General features: G+C 54.7%; 18 protein-coding genes and 1 other RNA gene. 14 read left to right on the forward strand and 5 right to left on the reverse strand.

Features of this window, described 5'->3' with window-relative positions; translation table 11 throughout:
* Positions 1-88 precede the first annotated feature (88 nt).
* The 6 genes from ACQZQY_RS09615 to ACQZQY_RS09640 all read left to right on the forward strand — a co-directional run bounded on the left by ACQZQY_RS09615 (position 89) and on the right by ACQZQY_RS09640 (position 8,430).
* On the forward strand, positions 89-1,171 hold the full coding sequence (locus ACQZQY_RS09615; protein WP_414071535.1) for a LacI family DNA-binding transcriptional regulator: 1,083 nt from the start codon (positions 89-91) through the stop codon (positions 1,169-1,171).
* 137 nt (positions 1,172-1,308) lie between these two features.
* The gene (locus ACQZQY_RS09620) at positions 1,309-4,407 is read left to right on the forward strand and encodes a beta-galactosidase (RefSeq protein ID WP_431297020.1); all 3,099 of its coding nucleotides are present in this window, start codon (positions 1,309-1,311) and stop codon (positions 4,405-4,407) included.
* Between the two features lie 60 nt (positions 4,408-4,467).
* A complete protein-coding gene (locus ACQZQY_RS09625) occupies positions 4,468-5,736 on the forward strand; it encodes an MFS transporter (protein ID WP_056773190.1) in 1,269 nt (422 codons plus the stop codon).
* A 134-nt stretch (positions 5,737-5,870) separates the two neighbouring features.
* A complete protein-coding gene (mscS, locus tag ACQZQY_RS09630; protein WP_056773188.1) occupies positions 5,871-6,758 on the forward strand; it encodes a small-conductance mechanosensitive channel MscS in 888 nt (295 codons plus the stop codon).
* Positions 6,759-6,940: 182 nt separating this feature from the next.
* A complete protein-coding gene (gene argO / locus ACQZQY_RS09635; RefSeq protein ID WP_431297021.1) occupies positions 6,941-7,558 on the forward strand; it encodes an arginine exporter ArgO in 618 nt (205 codons plus the stop codon).
* 116 nt (positions 7,559-7,674) lie between these two features.
* Positions 7,675-8,430 (forward strand): oxidative stress defense protein, encoded by a 756-nt coding sequence (locus ACQZQY_RS09640; protein WP_431297022.1) that lies wholly within the window; start codon positions 7,675-7,677, stop codon positions 8,428-8,430.
* A 66-nt stretch (positions 8,431-8,496) separates the two neighbouring features.
* Here ACQZQY_RS09640 and ACQZQY_RS09645 read toward each other — a convergent pair whose 3' ends face one another.
* Positions 8,497-9,399 carry a LysR family transcriptional regulator ArgP gene (locus ACQZQY_RS09645; RefSeq protein WP_056773177.1) on the reverse strand — a complete coding sequence of 301 codons (903 nt, stop codon included), beginning with the start codon at positions 9,397-9,399 and terminating at the stop codon, positions 8,497-8,499.
* A 227-nt stretch (positions 9,400-9,626) separates the two neighbouring features.
* Between ACQZQY_RS09645 and rpiA the strand changes: the two genes are divergently transcribed.
* Both rpiA and serA read left to right on the forward strand, forming a co-directional pair.
* On the forward strand, positions 9,627-10,289 hold the full coding sequence (rpiA, locus tag ACQZQY_RS09650) for a ribose-5-phosphate isomerase RpiA (RefSeq protein ID WP_013576792.1): 663 nt from the start codon (positions 9,627-9,629) through the stop codon (positions 10,287-10,289).
* A gap of 349 nt (positions 10,290-10,638) precedes the next feature.
* Positions 10,639-11,877 carry a phosphoglycerate dehydrogenase gene (gene serA / locus ACQZQY_RS09655; protein ID WP_122096066.1) on the forward strand — a complete coding sequence of 413 codons (1,239 nt, stop codon included), beginning with the start codon at positions 10,639-10,641 and terminating at the stop codon, positions 11,875-11,877.
* A 302-nt stretch (positions 11,878-12,179) separates the two neighbouring features.
* Here serA and asr read toward each other — a convergent pair whose 3' ends face one another.
* The 4 genes from asr to zapA form a co-directional block, all read right to left on the reverse strand.
* Positions 12,180-12,593: an acid resistance repetitive basic protein Asr gene (gene asr, locus ACQZQY_RS09660; RefSeq protein ID WP_015698458.1), complete on the reverse strand. Its 414-nt coding sequence runs from the start codon at positions 12,591-12,593 to the stop codon at positions 12,180-12,182.
* A 258-nt stretch (positions 12,594-12,851) separates the two neighbouring features.
* Entirely contained in the window at positions 12,852-13,448 is a 597-nt protein-coding gene (locus ACQZQY_RS09665; RefSeq protein ID WP_431297023.1) for a 5-formyltetrahydrofolate cyclo-ligase, read from the reverse strand.
* 38 nt (positions 13,449-13,486) lie between these two features.
* Positions 13,487-13,670: non-coding RNA, 6S RNA (gene ssrS / locus ACQZQY_RS09670), on the reverse strand.
* Positions 13,671-13,717: 47 nt separating this feature from the next.
* Positions 13,718-14,047, reverse strand: coding sequence for a cell division protein ZapA (zapA, locus tag ACQZQY_RS09675; RefSeq protein ID WP_013576788.1), 330 nt, complete (start codon positions 14,045-14,047; stop codon positions 13,718-13,720).
* A gap of 253 nt (positions 14,048-14,300) precedes the next feature.
* Here zapA and ACQZQY_RS09680 point away from each other — a divergent pair, with 253 nt between their 5' ends.
* The 6 genes from ACQZQY_RS09680 (at position 14,301) to gcvH (ending at position 20,532) form a co-directional block, all read left to right on the forward strand.
* Positions 14,301-14,873 carry a YecA family protein gene (locus tag ACQZQY_RS09680; RefSeq protein ID WP_056773168.1) on the forward strand — a complete coding sequence of 191 codons (573 nt, stop codon included), beginning with the start codon at positions 14,301-14,303 and terminating at the stop codon, positions 14,871-14,873.
* Between the two features lie 58 nt (positions 14,874-14,931).
* Positions 14,932-16,248 (forward strand): Xaa-Pro aminopeptidase, encoded by a 1,317-nt coding sequence (pepP, locus tag ACQZQY_RS09685; protein WP_431297024.1) that lies wholly within the window; start codon positions 14,932-14,934, stop codon positions 16,246-16,248.
* A 1-nt stretch (position 16,249) separates the two neighbouring features.
* Complete coding sequence (gene ubiH, locus ACQZQY_RS09690) at positions 16,250-17,428, forward strand: 2-octaprenyl-6-methoxyphenyl hydroxylase (protein ID WP_056773163.1); 1,179 nt, start codon at positions 16,250-16,252, stop codon at positions 17,426-17,428.
* 17 nt (positions 17,429-17,445) lie between these two features.
* Entirely contained in the window at positions 17,446-18,672 is a 1,227-nt protein-coding gene (gene ubiI, locus ACQZQY_RS09695) for an FAD-dependent 2-octaprenylphenol hydroxylase (RefSeq protein ID WP_431297025.1), read from the forward strand.
* A gap of 321 nt (positions 18,673-18,993) precedes the next feature.
* Positions 18,994-20,091 carry a glycine cleavage system aminomethyltransferase GcvT gene (gcvT, locus tag ACQZQY_RS09700; RefSeq protein ID WP_136376107.1) on the forward strand — a complete coding sequence of 366 codons (1,098 nt, stop codon included), beginning with the start codon at positions 18,994-18,996 and terminating at the stop codon, positions 20,089-20,091.
* Between the two features lie 54 nt (positions 20,092-20,145).
* Positions 20,146-20,532 carry a glycine cleavage system protein GcvH gene (gcvH, locus tag ACQZQY_RS09705; RefSeq protein WP_217205035.1) on the forward strand — a complete coding sequence of 129 codons (387 nt, stop codon included), beginning with the start codon at positions 20,146-20,148 and terminating at the stop codon, positions 20,530-20,532.
* Positions 20,533-20,541: the final 9 nt, after the last annotated feature.

A 20,541-nucleotide genomic window follows, 5' to 3' on the forward strand; every position in this document is an offset into this window, starting at 1 on the left:
AGGGGCTTCGGCCCCTTTTTTATTGTCTGCTTTCCGGCCACAATAGCCCGTCATACATAATCCCGCCTGAATCCCCGAAGAGAGAGCCATGAAGCCAAAATCTGTCACCCTGGATGATGTTGCGCGCCACGCCGGTGTTTCCTATCAGACCGTTTCGCGCGTGCTCAATCAGGCGGCGCATGTCTCGTCAAAAACCCGCGAGAAAGTCGAGAAGGCGATGGCGGCGCTGAACTATGTGCCGAACCGTGTGGCACAGCAGCTGGCCGGTAAACAAAGTTATACGCTGGGGCTGGCGACCACTGAACTGGCGCTGCATGCTCCGTCGCAGATTGCGTCTGCGGTAAAGACCCGCGCGAATCAGTTAGGGTTTAACGTGGTGATTTCGATGACCGACAATCTGAGCCTCGCCGCCTGCCGGACGGCGGTGAGCGAGCTGATGTCGCAGCGTGTCGATGGCGTCCTGATCAACGTGCCCTTGTCGAACGACAGTGCCGATGCCATTGCGCAGATGTGCGGTACCTTGCCGGCGCTGTTTCTGGATGTGGATCCCCAGGCGGATGTGTTTAAAATTCTCTTCGATCCGCATTGCGGCGCAGAGCAGGGCGTTGAGCATCTGCTGGCGCTCGGGCATCAGCAAATTGCCGTGCTGACCGGCCCGCTGGAGTCTGTTTCTGCGCGGCTGCGCTATGAAGGCTGGCTGGAGACGCTGAAAAAGCATCAGGTGACGCCCTGTGCGGTTCAGCACGGCGACTGGAGCGCGGCATCCGGCTACCAGCAGGCATTGTTATTGCTGAACCAGCCTGCGCGGCCTACCGCGATTCTGGTGGCTAACGATCAGATGGCATTGGGCGTGCTGCGCGCGGTGCACGAATTCGGCCTGCGCGTACCGGAGCATATTTCGGTTATCGGCTATGACGATACCGAAGACAGCGCTTTTTTCTTCCCGCCGCTCAGCACCATCAAACAGGATTTCCGCCTGCTGGGGCATGAAAGCGTCAACCGCCTGGTTGATCATCTGCATACCCATGGCGACAGCCGCCGTTCATCGCTGTTGCTGCCGACATCGCTGGTTGAACGCCACACCACGGCACCTGTCGGCGAAGCGAGCGTTTCTCAGGAAGCGTTATCGCAGGAGCTGATCCGCATCGCACGTCAGCTCAGCGCGCTGTAATTCTCAAAATCTGAACGACCCGACGCGGAATCTGTGATCCGCGTCCCTTTCCTGCACCCCTCTGCTTTACTTACTGCGCTATGTTACGCATGTTGACTTATATTGTGAGCGCATAACAATTTTGAAGAGGATTAATGATGAGTGCATCAGCGGACGAAAAACTGTCATCACTGGCCGCCGTTCTGGCCCGTCGTGACTGGGAAAAACCGGCATCCACGCAGTACAACCGCCTTGCGGCGCACCCGCCATTCAACAGCTGGCGGGATGAAGCCCAGGCCAGCCAGAACAGTGCATCGCCGAATATCCGCTCGCTGAACGGTGAGTGGACCTTCAGCTATTTCACCCGCCCCGAAGCGGTGCCTGAACACTGGCTGAAGCAGGATCTGGCGGGAGCCGACCGCGTGCAGGTACCATCTAACTGGCAACTTGACGGGTATGACGCGCCGATTTACACCAACGTTCAGTATCCCATTCCGGTTAATCCGCCCTTTGTGCCCGAAGAAAATCCCACCGGTTGTTACTCGCTCACAGTTTCTGTGGATAACGCATGGCTTAACAGCGGCCAGACGCGCATCGTGTTCAACGGCGTCAATTCTGCCTTCTATTTATGGTGTAACGGCCAGTGGATCGGGTATTCGCAGGACAGCCGTTTACCGGCGGAGTTCGATCTCAGCGGCGTATTGCAGGCGGGTGAAAACCGTCTGGCGGTGATGGTGCTGCGCTGGAGCGACGGCAGCTATCTGGAAGATCAGGACATGTGGCGCATGAGCGGGATCTTCCGTGACGTCAGCCTGCTGCATAAACCCTTTGAACAGATTACGGATTACCAGGTGCGCACGCATCTGTTCCATGGCTTTACGCAGGCCGAACTGGAAGTGCAGGTCAGCGCCGCCGTGCCGCAGGAAAACGCGGCTGATTATCAGGTGCGCGTGCAGCTCTGGCAGGGCGACAAATCGATCGCAGAACATCAGCAACCGCTCGGCAGCGACATCATTGATGAACGCGGAGCCGCGTATGACCGCACCACGTTGCGTCTGCCGGTCAGCCAGCCAGCATTGTGGAGCGCGGAACAACCTGCGCTTTACCGTGCGGTGGTGTCGCTGATTTCTCCGCAGGGTGAGCTTATTGAAGCCGAAGCCTGCGACGTCGGATTCCGTCAGGTGGAAATCAGCAACGGGCTGTTGAAAGTGAACGGCCAGCCGGTGCTGATCCGCGGTACTAACCGCCACGAACATCATCCTGAAAACGGTCAGGTGATGGACGAGGCGACCATGCGTCGCGACATCGTGCTGATGAAACAGCACAACTTCAACGCCGTGCGCTGTTCGCATTATCCCAACCATCCGTTGTGGTACAGACTTTGCGACGAATACGGCCTGTATGTGGTCGATGAAGCCAATATTGAAACCCACGGTATGCAGCCGATGAACCGTCTGTCGGACGATCCGGTGTGGTTCAACGCCTTCAGCGAACGCGTCACGCGCATGGTTCAGCGAGATCGCAACCATCCGTGCATCATCATCTGGTCACTGGGCAACGAATCCGGCCATGGCGCAAACCATGACGCGATGTACCGCTGGATCAAATCTGTCGACCCGACCCGCCCGGTGCAGTACGAAGGCGGCGGCGCCAACAGCGCGGCAACCGACATTATCTGCCCGATGTATTCCCGCGTTGAGCAGGACCAGCCATTCCCGGCGGTACCTAAATGGTCCATCAAAAAATGGATCAGCATGCCCGACGAAACGCGTCCGCTGATCCTTTGCGAATATGCCCATGCCATGGGTAACAGTTTTGGCGGCTTCGACAAATACTGGAAAGCGTTCCGCCAGTTCCCGCGTCTGCAGGGCGGTTTCGTCTGGGACTGGGTCGATCAAAGTCTGCTGCGCACCGGCGAAGACGGCGAGCGTTACATGGCTTACGGCGGTGATTTTGGCGATACGCCAAACGACCGTCAGTTCTGCATGAACGGTCTGGTATTCGCCGATCGCACACCGCATCCTTCCTTGTTCGAAGCGCAGCGCGCCCAGCAGTTCTTCCAGTTCACGCTGACCGGCACCTCGCCGCTGACGCTGGATATTCAGAGCGAATATCTTTTCCGTCACAGCGATAACGAGCAGCTGGTCTGGCGCATTGAACGTGACGGCGAAGTGGTGTCGCAGGGCGAAGCCGTGCTTAATATCGCGCCGAACGGCACACAAACTCTGAATCTGGGGGATATTCCGCAGGCGGAAGGGGATTTGTGGCTGAACGTCGCGGTGCATCAGCCGCAGGCGACCGCGTGGTCAGAAGCCGGACATCGCACCGCATGGGATCAGTGGCAACTTCCGCTGGCGCTCAGCCTGCCGGTGCCGGAGAAAACCTCCGCCGCTGCGCCGGTTCTGGATCAGCAGGGCGATGTGATTTCTGTGGTACACGGCGCGCAGTGCTGGCAGTTCAGTCAGCAAAGCGGTTTGCTGGAGCAATGGTTTGATGGCGAAACGCCGCGCCTGCTTTCTGCGCTGCGTGATCAGTTTGTCCGTGCGCCGGTGGATAACGACATCGGCGTCAGCGAAGTCACGCGAATCGATCCGAATGCCTGGGTGGAGCGCTGGAAAGCCGCCGGAATGTATCAGCTGGAATCGCGTCTGCTGAATATCTCCGCCGATCAGTTGCAGGACGGCGTGGCTATCACCACCACCCACGCTTTCCTGGCGGGAGAGGAAACGCGCCTGTTAAGCCGCAAAACGTACCGCATCGACAATCAGGGCGAACTGCATATCAGTGTGGATGTGCGCGTGGCGTCGAACGTCCCGTCACCGGGGCGTATCGGGCTGACCTGTCAGCTGGCAGACACCGCCGAAAAAGCGAGCTGGCTGGGCCTCGGGCCGCATGAAAACTACCCGGACCGCCGTCTGGCTGCCCTGCACGGACGCTGGACGCTGCCGCTGGGCGATCTGTACACACCTTACGTCTTCCCGACGGAAAGTGGTTTACGCCAGGACACCCGTGAGCTGGATTACGCCGGCTGGCAGTTGCGCGGCAATTTCCACTTTGGCCTGAGCCGCTACAGCCTGCAACAGCTGATGGACACCAGCCATCGCCACCTGTTGCGTGAAGAGCAGGGCACCTGGCTGAACATCGACGGCTTCCATATGGGGGTCGGCGGCGATGATTCGTGGAGCCCGAGCGTCAGCCCGGATTTCCTGCTGACCGCCGGTCAGTACCATTACGCCTTCACCTGGAAACGCATCTGACATCCCGCGCCGTGGCGTTAATACGCTGCGGCGCAGCATTCAGTCGCAAGGAAACTGCAAATGAATTACATGAAAAATACCAATTTCTGGATGTTCGGGCTGTTCTTCTTTTTCTACTTTTTCATCATGGGGGCCTATTTCCCGTTCTTCCCGATCTGGCTGCATGACATCAATCAGATCAGTAAAAGTGACACTGGCATTATCTTCGCCAGCATCTCGCTGTTCTCATTATTGTTCCAGCCGGTGTTCGGTTTACTCTCAGATAAACTGGGGCTGAAAAAGCATTTGTTGTGGATCATTACCGGCATGCTGGTGTTGTTTGCGCCGTTCTTTATCTACGTGTTCGGCCCGCTGCTGAAAGTGAATATTTATCTCGGATCGGTGGTCGGCGGCATCTATCTCGGGCTGATTTACAATGCCGGTGCGCCCGCCATTGAAGCCTACATTGAGAAAGTCAGCCGTCGCAGCAGCTTCGAATTTGGTCGTGCGCGGATGTTCGGTTGTGTCGGCTGGGCGTTGTGCGCGTCGGTGGTTGGCATTATGTTTACCATCAACAATGAGTTTGTGTTCTGGCTTGGCTCCGGCTGTGCGGTGATCCTCGCGATTCTGTTGTTGATCGCCAAACCGGAAGTCACCTCCAGCGCCCGCGTCGCCAACGATCTGGGCGCGAATACCAAACCGTTCAGCCTGAAGATTGCCCTTGAACTGCTGAAGGACCGCAAACTGTGGTTCCTGGCGCTGTATGTTATTGGCGTCTCCTGCACTTATGACGTCTTCGATCAGCAGTTTGCCAACTTCTTTACCTCGTTCTTTGCATCTTCATCAGAAGGAACACGGGTCTTCGGTTATGTCACCACCATGGGCGAACTGCTGAATGCCTGCATCATGTTCTTCGCGCCGCTTATCGTGAACCGCATCGGAGGAAAAAATGCGCTGTTGCTGGCGGGGATGATTATGTCAGTGCGCATCATCGGTTCCTCCTTTGCCTCTTCGCCGGTTGAAGTGGTGGTGCTGAAAACCCTGCACATGTTTGAAGTGCCGTTCCTGATTGTCGGTTGCTTCAAATACATTACGTCGGTGTTTGAAGTGCGTTTCTCCGCGACGATTTATCTGGTGACCTTCTGCTTCTTCAAGCAGGTGGCGATCATGTTTATGTCGGTATTCGCTGGCAACATGTATGACCGTATCGGTTTCCACGGGACTTATCTGATCCTCGGTCTGGTGGCGCTGACGTTCACCGTCATTTCAGCCTTTACGCTCACCGGACGCGGTCCGTTGCAGGCGTTCAAAACGCCGGAGCCATTGAAAAATCACCCTGCAAATTCCTAATTTCACGGGGTTATTGCCCCGGAAATTGGCACTTCATCGCATTGTTAGTTAACCTTAAAGTACAGTTGCTGCCCGTTAATCGGGCAGCTTTGGTTTCTTAAAACCCGTCAGGGTATTTTTTTGGGGTACTTTAAATGGATGATTTGAACGTTGTGGGCAGCATTAACAATGCGGGAAACTGGCTGGTGAGAAATCAGGCTTTACTGCTGCATTACGCCGTCAACATCGTCGCGGCAATCTTTATTCTGATTGTGGGGATGATTGTCGCCCGCATCGTTTCCGGTGCCGTCAGCCGGGTCTTAAAAGTTCGTGGCATTGATATCACGGTTTCCGATTTCCTTTCCGCCATGGTGCGCTACGCGATTATCGCGTTCACGCTGATTGCGGTGCTGGGGCGGATTGGCGTGCAAACCACGTCCGTGATCGCGGTCATCGGTGCCGCCGGTCTGGCCGTCGGCCTGGCATTGCAGGGTTCGCTGTCTAACTTTGCGGCGGGCGTTCTGCTGGTGATTTTCCGTCCGTTCCGTGCCGGTGAATATGTCGATCTCGGCGGTGTGGCGGGTACGGTGACTCAGGTACAAATTTTCTCGACCACCCTGCGCACACCGGACAACAAAATCATTGTGGTGCCAAACGGTAAAATCATCGCCGGTAACATCATCAACAATTCACGCGAACCGACCAGCCGTATCGACCTGACCATCGGCGTGGGTTATGACTCTGACGTTGATCTGGTGAAGAAGATCCTGTCCGATATCGTGACCGCCGACCCGCGTGTTTTGAAAGATAAAGACGTTGTGGTTCGCCTGAACGAAATGGCGGCTTCAACCCTGAATTTCATCGTGTACGCCTGGACCAGTAACGGTGATGCGCAGAGCGTGAAATGGGATCTGCTGGAATCGTTCAAACGCGCGCTGGATGAAAACAACATCAATATTGCTTACCCGCAGATGGATGTTCACCTTTATCAGGTGGCGAAAGCGGCAACCCAGCCGCAGGAAGAACGACGCACTTTCGACTAACCAATCCTTCCCGGATTCGGATTTTTACAGGCGCCTGCGGGCGCCTTTTTCATGCCTGAAATATCCCCAGGTTGATGATAAGCCGTTCTAATGGGTGATTAGAATTATCCATTTCCTCTTATGGCTGCAAAGCCCTTACACTGCGCGCATTCTCTGTTAATGACTGTTTGAAGGATAACAACGTGCTGGCAATTTTCCTGCAAGGACTGGCGATGAGCGCCGCGATGATTTTACCGATCGGCCCGCAGAATGCGTTTGTGATGAACCAGGGCATCCGCCGTCAGTATCACCTGATGATTGCCGGATTATGCGCCCTGAGCGACATTGCGCTGATTTGCGGTGGCATCTTTGGCGGCAGCGCGCTGCTGAGTCAATCCCCGACATTGCTGTTGCTGGTGAGCTGGGGCGGCGTGGCATTTTTGCTGTGGTATGGCTGGGGCGCATTTCGTACGGCATTCAGCAAAAATCCTGAACTGGCGCAGGCGGAAGTGGCGAAGCAAAGCCGCTGGAAAATTGTGGTCAGCATGATGGCTGTCACCTGGCTCAATCCGCACGTTTATCTCGATACGTTTGTGGTGCTCGGCAGTCTGGGCGGCAGCCTGAACGCAGATGAACGCTCGTGGTTTGCTCTCGGCGCAGTCAGCGCATCGATTCTCTGGTTCTTCGGGCTGGCGATCCTCGCCGCCATGCTCGCCCCCTGGCTTAATACCGGCAAAGTACAGCGGGTGATTAACGCGGTTGTCGGCACCATCATGTGGGGAATCGCTATTCAGCTGGCGCGTCAGACCGGGATCTTTTAAGTTTTATGACAGAGTAAGTTTTTGTCACTAATCTTAGTTTCTGTTGTAACGGATTATGCTACGGTTTCGCAGTTAATACGTTTATTGCCATATCTTTGATGATTAATGGAGGCACTGTGAAACTGAAAGCATTGACTGTTGCAGCGATGTTGGGATTAGGGACATTACCGCTGGCGTTGCAGGCGGCAGAATTACCTGCCGGGCCGCACGTCGTGACCTCAGGAACGGCGAGCGTTGACGCCACGCCGGATATCGCCACGCTGGCGATTGAAGTGAACGTCTCTGCGAAAGATGCCGCCAGCGCCAAGAAACAGGCTGATGAGCGAGTGGCAGAGTACTTTGCTTTCCTGCAGAAAAACGGCATTGAGAAGAAAGACATCAATGCAGCGAATTTACGTACTCAGCCGGAGTATGACTACCTGAAAGACGGAACGTCACAGCTGAAAGGCTACCGCGCCGTGCGTCAGGTTCAGGTCACCTTGCGTCAGCTGGATAAACTGAATGAACTGCTGGATGGCGCGCTGAAATCCGGCCTGAATGAAGTGCGTGCCGTTGAGCTGGGCGTGGCGAATCCGGATCGTTTCCGCGATGAAGCGCGTCAGAAAGCCATTGATAACGCCACGCAGCAGGCAAAATCGCTGGCCGAAGGTTTCCACACCACGCTGGGGCCGGTCTACAGCATCCGTTATCACGTGGCTAACTATCAGCCGATGCCGGTGGCGCGCATGTATAAAACCGCCGAAGCCGCAGGGCAGAGCGATGTCGCGCAAACCTACGAGCAGCAAAGCATTCACTTCGACGATCAGGTCGATGTGGTGTTCGAATTGCAGCCTCAGGCACCCGCACCCGCAGCACCCGCACCTGCTCAGTAAGAATGATTCTGTAGAAATGAAAAACCCGCTCAGGCGGGTTTTTTCATTTTTGGGTGAGCAGAAAAATCAGTCCTGGCGCAGAACCTGATGTCCGTGGGCCAGCAGCGCGTCGGTGACTTTACGCATCATGCGGCTTTCCGGCGCAAAACGGTGCCAGTAAAGCATACGGCGCTGGAACAGGCCCGGCGTCAGGTCGATCAGTTCGCCGCTTTCCAGTTCTTTCTCGATTTGCAGATGCGGGATCATACAGCAGGTAGTGCCCTGACGCGCCAGTTGCACGAAGGCTTCCGACGAATTAACGATATGGCACGGCACACTGCCCGGCGACAAATCGAAGTTCTGTTGCAGGAAGGCCTGATGCATATCGTCGAGGTGGTCAAACGCCACCGCAGGCGCTTTCAGCAAGGCGGAGCGGGTGACGCCGTTCGGGAAGTAGCGATCGGCAAAGGGTTTGGAACCGACAAACAGATAGTCCAGCGCGCCCAGTTGATCGACCAGACAGCTCGGCAGCGGCTGTGGCTGAATACTCACCGCACCGACCACTTCACCGCGACGCAGACGTTCCTGTGTGCGTGTTTCATCTTCGACCTGCAAATTCAGGCGGATAGGGGAGTCGACCAGCACCGATTTGAGCGCCGGTAACAGCCAGGTCGCCAGACTGTCGGCGTTGACCGCCAGCGAAAGCAGCAGTGGCGTATCATTACTGTCGCTGTTGCTGTCACTGCCCAGCCACTCTTCTTCCAGCAATTCCACCTGATGCAGCAAGGCCAGTAATTTCTGTCCCTGCTCGGTCGGGCGGGGTGGAACGGTACGCACCAGCAGCGGTTGGCCGAATAAATTTTCCAGTTGCTTAATACGCTGAGAGACGGCCGATTGTGTGATGCAAAGCTTCTGTGCGGCGCGTTCAAAACCGCGCTCACGGATGACCGCGTCCAGTGCCTGCAACGTTCTATAGTCCGGGCGTTTCATCGGAGTTCTGTCCCTTGGGTTCAATATTATCCGGACACTATGCCACAGTTTGTCAGTTTTTGTGGTGAGGAAAATCTTGGTGTTTGCAGCGCAATTGCACTTAATAAGTGTGAGCTGGTCACGCTCTTGGCTGCCCAATCTGCCGGGACATGCTTTATAATCACCGGCACAATTCGTTTCACCGAACTATTCACGCCACTTTCGGGTTATCAGACAGAGAAGCCATTATGACGCAGGAAGAATTGAAGAAAGCAGTCGGCTGGGCCGCACTGGATTACGTCACGCCGGGCACCATTGTCGGTGTTGGTACCGGATCCACCGCCGCGCATTTCATTGATGCACTGGGGTCCATCAAAGGCCAGATCGAAGGCGCAGTCTCCAGCTCCGACGCGTCTACCGCAAAACTGAAAAGCCTTGGTATCCATGTTTTCGACAGTAACGAAGTCGATTCGCTGGATGTGTATGTCGACGGCGCGGATGAAATCAACGGTTCAATGCAAATGATCAAAGGCGGCGGCGCAGCGCTGACCCGCGAAAAAATCATTGCGGCGATTGCCAAAAAATTCATCTGTATTGTGGATGCCTCCAAGCAGGTCGATGTGCTGGGGAAATTCCCGCTGCCGGTGGAAGTGATCCCGATGGCGCGCTCCTATGTTGCACGTGAGCTGGTGAAACTCGGCGGCCTGCCGGAATACCGTCAGAATGTGCTGACAGATAACGGTAACGTGATCCTCGATGTGCATAACCTGAACATTCTGGATGCCGTCGCGATGGAAAATAAGATCAACAGCATTGCCGGTGTGGTGACCGTTGGCCTGTTCGCCAACCGTGGCGCAGACGTGGCGCTGGTCGGGACATCCGAAGGCGTGAAAACCGTTAAACTGAAGTAATGACGATATAAGCAGAAGATCTGGCTGCTTTAGCCCAAAGCAGCCAGCCTCCGCCTTGTCATCCCACTGTCATAACGCAATGTTATGAAGATGATAATTTTCTGGTTGAATCATCTTTTCTTCAAAGGCTTTAATTTGGTGACTTATGTCACATTTCAGTATTTCTCCTCCTGAACGTCTGGCGCTGTAAAATCTAACCAGCATGAAATGCTAAAAACCAACAGGCACGGTGAGCCTTCTGCTGCCTGGCAGGCAATCGTTTGTATTGATGATGGCGGATTTTTTGTTATGTTGGCTGTGAGCAATCACCTCGCAGTTCGAATTCAGCCAGAAAATATAGGGTCGGGAAATGGCAAAAGTATCACTTGAGAAAGACAAGATTAAATTTTTGTTAGTGGAAGGCGTCCACCAAAGTGCGGTTGATACACTCCGTGCCGCGGGTTACACCAATATTGAATTTCACAAAGGTGCTTTAGATACAGAATCGCTGAAAGAGTCGATTCGTGATGCGCACTTTGTTGGACTCCGATCGCGTACTCAGCTGACCGAAGAAGTGTTCCAGGCAGCAGAAAAACTGGTGGCTGTTGGGTGTTTCTGTATCGGGACCAATCAGGTTGATCTGAAAGCCGCCACGCGTCGCGGTGTTCCGGTGTTCAACGCACCGTTTTCTAACACCCGCTCAGTAGCCGAAATGGTGCTGGGTGAAATGTTGCTGATGATGCGCGGTATTCCTGAAGCGAATGCGAAAGCGCACCGTGGTATCTGGAACAAGCTGGCTGTCGGTTCATTTGAAGCACGCGGCAAACGTCTGGGTATCATCGGTTACGGCCACATCGGTACGCAGCTGGGCATCCTGGCAGAAAGCCTCGGGATGCGCGTGTTCTACTACGACATCGAAAGCAAATTGCCGTTGGGTAATGCGCAGCCTATTGCTTCGTTGCAGGAACTGCTCAATACCAGCGACGTCGTGACGCTGCATGTGCCCGAAACCGCCGGGACAAAAGACATGATTTCTGAAGTGCAACTGGCGCAGATGAAGCCGGGCGCGCTGCTGATCAACGCCTCGCGCGGCACGGTCATCGACATTCCTGCTCTGTGCAATGCACTGCGCAGCAAACATCTTTCCGGTGCGGCGATCGACGTCTTCCCGGAAGAGCCAGCGACCAACAGCGATCCTTTCAATTCTCCGCTGTGTGAATTCGACAACGTGCTGCTGACGCCGCACATTGGCGGTTCGACCATGGAAGCGCAGGAAGGTATCGGCCTCGAAGTGGCAGGCAAACTGGCGAAATACTCTGACAACGGTTCAACACTGTCAGCGGTTAACTTCCCGGAAGCCTCTTTGCCAGCACACACTGAGAAAGCCAGCCGTCTGTTGCATATCCACGAAAACCGTCCGGGCGTGCTGACCAGCATCAACCAGATTTTTGCGGAGCAGGGCATCAACATCGCCGCGCAGTATCTGCAAACCAGCCCGGAAATCGGTTATGTGGTTATCGATGCGGAAACAGATATCGCGACGCTGACTACCGCGTTACAGCTGATGAAAGCGATCCCGGGAACCATTCGTGCCCGCTTGCTTTACTGATCGTATCAGCCATAAATGACAAAGCCGCCGAAAGGCGGTTTTTTTGTGTCTGGATAAAATGGCGTGTCAGGTTTTTAAGCGTCCTGGAAGGCGCTTCATGTTTCAGAAGTAAAAGGAGAGGGTGATCAATCCGCAGAGGATCATGGATGAAAAGGTGATTTCGAACAGGTAGCGGCGCAGCATCATCTGTCAGTACCTCCGGATAGACACTGGAGAAAAAAACACCCGGCGAACCGGGTGTTAAATTATTCAGTCTTGATAAATGTGAGCAGATGCGTTCACAAAGACTTCTGGTTTACTTCTTATGCTGCTGGTGTTGCTTTTGCAGCCGGAGCAGCTTTCTTAGCATGTTTCACGTGTTTCTTGGCAGCCTGGGCTTTCTGAGCAACCGGAGCCGCTTTCTTAGCGTGTTTCACGTGTTTCTTGGCAGCCTGGGCTTTCTGAGCAACCGGAGCTGCTTTCTTAGCGTGCTTCACGTGTTTTTTAGCCGCTTGTGCTTTCTGAGCCACTGGCGCTTTTTTGGCTGCTTTTTTGTGTTTCTTGGCTGCCTGAGCTTTCTGAACAGGTTTCTTGTGGGCTTTATGCTTGGTGGCATGAGCCGGAGCTGCCGTTGTTGTGGTCGCAGCAGGCGCCGGAGTTGCTGTAGTTTCAGCAGCGAAAGCGACAGAAGACAGGCCCATTGCAGCGGCTACAACCAGAGCTAATACTTTTTTCATCGTTTATTCCTCAAGAATTTTGGTTTGTGTGTCTACCCCACTGCGGGGCCGATGAGAGAATAGTATGCGTGTCGGCTCAGGTTGTCCGTGAGTGAATGGTTTCGGCGTGTAACGCTATGTATAAATGAAAAATAACATGTATTTCAATGCGTTGATTGGGTTGTATGTATTGTGGCTGGTTTTTTAGAGACTTAGTTACAACATACTGAAGAGGGTGGTACGCTGTCATGTGCAGGCATCAGGATCCGGGACGGTTTTTTACCACGTCCATATTTTTCCGGGTGTAATGACTTCCGGCAAAGGTACGTCCCAGTGCTCGGCTGGCAACGCATCGACCTGCTGACAGTCATGCGCTAACCCAATCGGATAGGGCCCGCCATCCTGCCAGTGCTCCAGCGTGCGGTCATAAAAACCTCCGCCCATACCCAGGCGCTGCCCGTGATTGTCGAACGCAACCAGCGGCGTCAGGATAATATCCAGTCGTGAGAGTGGAATCACCTGCGTGACATCCAGACCTGGTTCGAGGATCTTCAGACGATTGCGAACCAGCGGTGTATCCGGCGCATAGCGCAGAAACAATAAATGATGAGGCGAAAACGGATGCAGAACCGGCAGGCAAAGTTGTTTGCCTTCCTGCCATAAACGCGCAATCAACGGGGCGGTATCCAGCTCACCGTCAAAAGACAGAAACACAGATACTGTTTTAGCTGCCTGAATTTTGGGATGCGAAACGATACGTTCTGCCGCCTGAAGGGCGAAATCAGCTTGCTGCCCGGGTGTCAGGTTTTTTCTGCGTTGGCGTATTTCGGTGCGAAGGTGTTGTCTTGCTGAAGCGTACTGGGGTGTGTGCGACATAGATACATTGACCAGGATGGGATGTACCGAAAGAAAGGGGAATCTCCGAGATGCCGTCGCAGGCTGTAACCCTTGAACCCATGGTTCAAGGTGAACGTGCTGTCGCAATCTTTAGGCTTCTCGGACGGACCGAGCATGCGCACCGATTACGGATCATCACATTCTGTTGGTACTAATTATCGGCTCAGGGGACGGGCCCGCTGGCGAACATCTCAGAGAAATTTTTTACCGTTTCTGACGACCTGTGACCAGTCAGTCAGCAACGCGTGTTATTCGAAAGGCGCCCCTTCACGTTCAGAGATCCGGCCTTGTTCGAGCAGTGCCTGCTCGATGGTTTGTTGCAGCATCCGGATACGTTGTTCCATATTGGATGCGTAATCGCGAGTTTTCAACCTTTCCTGAGCAAGTTCGTGACATACGTTCAATGCCGCGATGAAAACCAGTTGCTCTGTATTGGTGACTCTAGTGCGAACTTTCAGATCTTGCAACCGCTGATTAAGATCTTCAGCTGCCAGATTCAGTGCTTCCTGTTGTTCTGGCGGACAATTCACTCGTAAAGAGCGACCAAAAATTTGAATATCTACCGGTTGTGCAGACATGCCACCTTCCTGCTAATTTATTCGTCCGCCCCAACGTGACCACTACGACCTGGCGCAGGATGTTGGAAGCGGGCGCCACTATAACTATCTCAATACCAGGTTACAACCCCATGGCTGGCTGACTGCTGCCCGATTGTTCAGAGCAGGTCATTCATACCTTAGTACGCCCAATCACAGGCTGCTAATCTGGTACTACGACAGACCTTGGTGGTAGCATAACACGAACTTATCCAGCCAACGATGGCGAATGCGCATGTCTATTGAGAATACTTACCCTACTTACGATTCGTTGGATCAAAACCTGAAACAACAATCGGTTGCTTTAACGGCGGCAGAAATGCACGGGCTGATCAGTGGTTTACTGTGCGGTGGCAACCGCGACGGTAGCTGGTTGACTCTGGTGCATGATCTTACCAACGAAGGCATGGCCTTCCCGCATACGCTGGCCGATTTGCTGCAGCAATTGCGTAAAGTGACGTCAGATACGCTGGAAGACGACAGTTTCGAATTCAAAATCATGATGCCTGACGATGAAAAAAGCATCTTCGAACGCGCGGATGCGCTGGCCGGCTGGGTCAACCATTTCCTGCTAGGTCTGGGCATGATGCAACCTAAACTCGCCAAAGTGAAAGGCGAAGTCGGTGAAGCCATCGACGATTTGCGCAGCATCGCGCAATTAGGTTACGACGAAGATGAAGATCAGGAGCAATTAGCGCAGTCTTTAGAAGAAGTCGTGGAATACGTCCGCGTGGCGGCCATTCTGTGCTTTGGCGAATTTGGCCACAGCCTGCCGACCGCCCCGGAAAGTCCGCGTACATTGCATTAAGTTTTTCATGAATTGTTTCATAACAACACATTAAAACGATTTCAGGAGAGCAGGTGAGATGACTCAGCAAGAATTTGAGAATCGTCGTCAGGCGCTTTTAGCAAGGATGGCTCCGGGCAGCGCAGCAGTGATTTTTTCCGCCCCCGAAGCACCGCGCAGTGCTGACAGTGAATACCCGTATCGTCAGAGCAGTGATTTCTGGTATTTCACCGGTTTCAACGAGCCGGAAGCGGTACTGATTCTGGTCAAAAGTGATGAAAATCATAACCACAGCGTGCTATTCAACCGCGTGCGCGATCTCACTGCTGAAATCTGGTTCGGGCGCCGTCTTGGGCAGGATGCTGCACCGGCGAAGCTTGGTGTCACCAAAGCGCTGCCTTTTGATGACATCAATGACCAGTTGCATCTGCTGCTCAACGGCCTCGATGTGGTTTACCACGCGCAGGGCGATTACGCTTATGCCGATGAAATCGTTAACCGTGCAATGGACAAACTGCGCAAAGGCTTCCGTCAGAACTTGTCTGCACCGGCTACCGTCACTGACTGGCGTCCGTGGGTGCATGACATGCGTTTGTTCAAGTCTGTTGAAGAAATCAGCGTGATGCGCCGCGCAGGGCAGATCACCGCCCTGGCTCATACCCGTGCGATGGAAAAGTGTCGCCCAGGCATGTTTGAATACCAACTTGAAGGCGAAATTCATCACGAGTTTACCCGTCACGGTGCGCGTTATCCTTCCTACAACACCATCGTAGGCGGCGGCGAAAACGCCTGCATTCTGCATTACACCGAAAATGAATGCGAACTGCGGGACGGCGATTTAGTGCTGATCGACGCCGGTTGTGAGTACAAAGGCTACGCAGGTGACATCACCCGCACCTTCCCGGTAAACGGCAAGTTCAGCAAAGCACAGCGCGAAATCTACGACATTGTGCTGGCATCTGAATACAAAGCGCTCGACGTGTTAGGGCCCGGCAGCAGTATTCAGGCCGCCACCGAAGCCGCTGTTCGCGTGATGATTGAAGGTTTGGTCAAACTCGGCGTAATGAAAGGCGACGTTGAGACGCTGTTCGCCGAACAGGCACATCGCCAGTTCTTCATGCACGGTTTATCTCACTGGCTGGGGCTGGACGTTCATGACGTCGGTCACTACGGCTCTGTTGACCGCAGCCGTACGCTGGAACCGGGCATGGTGCTGACCGTGGAACCGGGGCTGTATATCGCGCCGGATGCTGACGTACCGGAAGCGTACCGCGGCATCGGTATCCGTATTGAAGACGACATTCTGATCACCGCCACCGGCATTGAAATCCTGACCGGCGATGTAGTGAAAGAAGCCGATGATATTGAAGCATTAATGGCGGCGGCACAGAAATAATATGAGCATCGTAATTGTTGGCGGCGGAATGACCGGTGCCACTTTGGCGCTGGCGATTTCCTCGCTGACGCAGGGGCGTTTGCCGGTCCATCTGGTGGAAGCCACTGCGCCGGAAAACCACGGGCATCCGGGGTTCGATGCCCGCTCGATCGCACTGGCGCAGGGAACCTGTCAGCAACTGGCTCGCGTGGGCATCTGGCCTGCGCTGGCGAAAATTGCCACGCCAATCCGTGATATTCACGTCAGCGATCGCGGCCATGCGGCTTTTGTGCATCTCAATGCCGCCCATTACGGCGTCGAAGCGCTGGGGCAGGTGGTTGAGCTGCATGAAGTCGGCAAACGTCTGTTTACCTTACTGAAAAATGCGCCCGGCGTGACGTTGCACTGTCCGGCGAAAGTGACCGATGTCGCGCGTTCGCAGGACTCCGCCAGCGTCACGCTCGACAGCGGAGAAACGCTGACCGCGCAACTGCTGGTGGCCGCCGACGGTTCGCACTCTTCGCTGGCAAAAGCCTGCAACATTGGCTGGCAGCGTGAGGATTATGGTCAGGTTGCCGTCATCGCCAACGTGGCAACCAGCGAACCGCACAACCATCGTGCTTTCGAGCGTTTCACCCAGCACGGGCCGCTGGCGCTGCTGCCAATGTCTGATGGCCGCAGTTCGCTGGTCTGGTGTCACCCGCGCGAAGCGAAAGAAGAAATCGATAACTGGAGCGAAGCACAGTTCCTCAGCGAGCTGCAGAAAGCCTTCGGCTGGCGTCTCGGCACCATGAAACAGGCCGGAAAACGTTTCAGTTATCCGCTGCAATTACAAAGAGCCAACAGCCATATCAGCCACCGTCTGGCGCTGGTGGGCAACGCGGCACAAACGCTGCACCCGATTGCCGGGCAGGGTTTTAACCTCGGCCTGCGCGACGTCATGACGCTGGCGGAAACGCTGGCCAATGCGGCGATGACGGGCTCTGACGTCGGCAGTTACCGCGTACTGAGCGACTATCAGCAGCGCCGTCAGCCCGATCAGCAGGCAACCGTCGGCGTGACCGATGGCCTGATCCACCTCTTTGCCAACCGCTGGCTGCCATTAATGGTCGGACGCAATCTCGGTTTACTGGCGATGGAAGGCATTACGCCGCTACGCGATGCGTTCACCCGCCGGACCTTAGGTTGGGTAGACCGTTAAGCCTTACAGGAAAAATTATGCAATCTTTTGATGTGGTTATCGCCGGTGGCGGAATGGTCGGTCTGGCGCTGGCATGTGGTTTACAGGGCAGCGGTTTACGCGTTGCTGTGCTGGAAAATCAGCAACCGGATCTCGATTCACCGTTGCCGGAACAGCCGGGTTTACGGGTTTCGGCGATCAACGCTGCCAGTGAACGCCTGCTGAAATATATCGGCGTCTGGGACAGCATCATTGCTCAGCGTGCCAATGCCTATCAGGGGATGGAAGTCTGGGATCGCGACAGCTTCGGTAAAATTGCATTTCGTGGCGAAGCATACGGTTTCAGTCATCTCGGTCACATCATTGAAAATCAGGTGATCCACCGCGCTTTATGGCAACGTGCGGAAAAATCTTCCGACATCACCCTGCTGGCACCGGCAACCCTGAAGAATGTGGCGTGGGGCGAAAATGAGGCATTCATTACCCTCAATGACGATCGCCAGCTCACCGCGCGGTTAGTGGTCGGCGCAGATGGCGCACAGTCGTGGCTGCGTCAGCACGCCGACATCCCTCTGACCTTCTGGGACTACCGTCACCATGCACTGGTGGCGACCATCCGCACGGAAGAACCGCACCAGTCTGTTGCACGCCAGGTCTTCCACGGCGACGGCATTCTGGCTTTTCTGCCGCTGGCAGATGCGCATTTGTCTTCCATCGTCTGGTCAGTATCGCCGGAGGAAGCACAGCGACTGAGCGCGCTGGCGCCGGAAGAGTTCAACAAAATTCTCGCCAGCACTTTTGACTTGCGCCTGGGTGTTTGCGCGGTAGAAAGCGAGCGCGTGACCTTCCCGCTGACCGGCCGTTATGCCCGCAGCTTTGCCGGTCAGCGTCTGGCGCTGGTCGGCGATGCGGCGCACACCGTGCATCCGCTGGCCGGTCAGGGCGTGAACTTAGGCTTTATGGATGCCGCGGAACTGGCGTCTGAAATCAAACGCCTGCAAAAAGAAGGCAAAGATTTCGGCCAGCACATGTACCTGCGCCGTTACGAGCGCCGCCGCAAACACAGCGCAGCGCTGATGCTTGCCGGGATGCAGGGTTTCCGCGAACTGTTTGCCGGGGACAATCCGGCCAAAAAACTGTTGCGCGATATTGGCCTGACGCTGGCGGATTCGCTGCCGGGCGTGAAACCGAAACTGGTCCGTCAGGCGATGGGGTTGAATGATTTGCCGGAGTGGTTACAGGACGATTCGCTTCGATTGAAATAATCTAATTTCAGCGAGGTTTTTCCATTACATTTTCTAATCCGGGGCCGGATTTCTCATTCTGCAAATGGTGAGAAATCCGGCCTTGTCGTTATATAACATCGATACTTTTGATGTTTATTTGTAGATTTTGCGCCACAAACCCCAGTTTGCCAGTCAAAAACTCTGCACAATGCCCTTGTGAAATCACTGACATTCCTTCTGCTCCACCTATTTTAACTTATGGTTAGTGAGCTTATTCAGTGGTAAGTTCGAACAAAGGGTATCGTTTGCGCTCCCTGTCATTTTCAACTTTCAGGCAGCCTTTTCGTCATGAGGAATAAGATGGTTAAGCAGACTCAGCTTTATGAACAACATGTTGCATGCGGCGCGCGTATGGTCGATTTCCACGGCTGGATGATGCCTTTGCATTACGGCTCCCAGCTGGATGAACACCACGTTGTGCGTCAGGATGCCGGTATGTTTGACGTCTCTCACATGACCATTGTTGACCTCCACGGTGCCCGTACCCGTGAATTCCTCCGTTACCTGCTGGCGAACGATGTCGCCAAACTCACCGTACCGGGCAAAGCGCTTTACACCGGCATGCTCAATGCGTCCGGCGGCGTGATCGATGATCTGATTGTTTACTTCCTTACCGAAGATTATTTCCGCCTGGTGGTCAACTCCGCCACCCGTGAGAAAGATCTGGCATGGATTTCGCAGCATGCAGAACCTTACGGCGTTGAACTGACCGTGCGTGATGATCTGGCGCTGGTTGCCGTGCAGGGGCCGCAGGCGAAAGAAAAAGCAGAAACCTTATTTAGTGCCGAGCAAAAAAACGCTGTCGCGGGCATGAAACCTTTCTTCGGCGTACAGGCGGGCGATCTCTTCATCGCCACCACCGGTTACACCGGCGAAGCGGGTTATGAAATCGCGCTGCCGCAAGAGCAGGTGGCGGATTTCTGGCAGAAACTGCTGGCGGCGGGCGTGAAACCGGCCGGTCTGGGCGCGCGCGATACGCTGCGTCTGGAAGCTGGCATGAATCTTTACGGTCAGGAAATGGACGAAGGCGTTTCACCGCTGGCGGCCAACATGGGCTGGACCATCGCCTGGGCACCGGAAGACCGCAATTTTATTGGCCGTGACGCACTGGAAAGACAGCGCGAGCAGGGCACCGAACAGCTTGTAGGACTGGTTCTGACCGAAAAAGGTGTATTGCGTAACGAGATGCCGGTGCATTTCACCGACGCCGCAGGCAACACGCATCAGGGCGCGATCACCAGCGGTTCTTTCTCTCCGACGCTGGGCTACAGTATTGCACTGGCGCGCGTTCCGGCAGGCATTGGTGAACAGGCCATTGTACAGATCCGCAATCGCGAAATGCCGGTAAAAGTCACCAAACCAGGGTTTGTCCGTAACGGCAAACCGCTGGTGCAGTAACGTATTTAATTGAGCAGAAATAGAAAAATTTAAAACGTTTTCAGGAGATTATCGATGAGCAATGTCCCGTCAGATTTGAAATACGCGTCATCCCACGAGTGGGTACGTTCAGAAGGTAACGGCGTTTACACCGTAGGCATCACCGAACACGCTCAGGAGTTACTGGGCGACATGGTTTTCGTTGATCTGCCTGAAGTTGGCCGTGAAGTCGCCGCAGGCGAAGACTGCGCCGTGGCGGAATCTGTTAAAGCCGCTTCAGACATTTACTCGCCAATCAGCGGCGAAATCGTCGCGGTTAACGGTGAACTGGAAGGTTCCCCGGAGCTGGTCAACAGCGAGCCCTACGGCACCGGTTTCCTGTTCCAGATTAAAGCGTCAGACGAAAGCGAACTGGCTAACCTGCTTGATGCACAAGCCTATGCCGCCTCTGTCGAAGAATAATCAAGACTG

It is taken from the genome of Rahnella sp. PAMC25559 (assembly GCF_050632365.1).
GTDB lineage: Bacteria > Pseudomonadota > Gammaproteobacteria > Enterobacterales > Enterobacteriaceae > Rahnella > Rahnella rivi.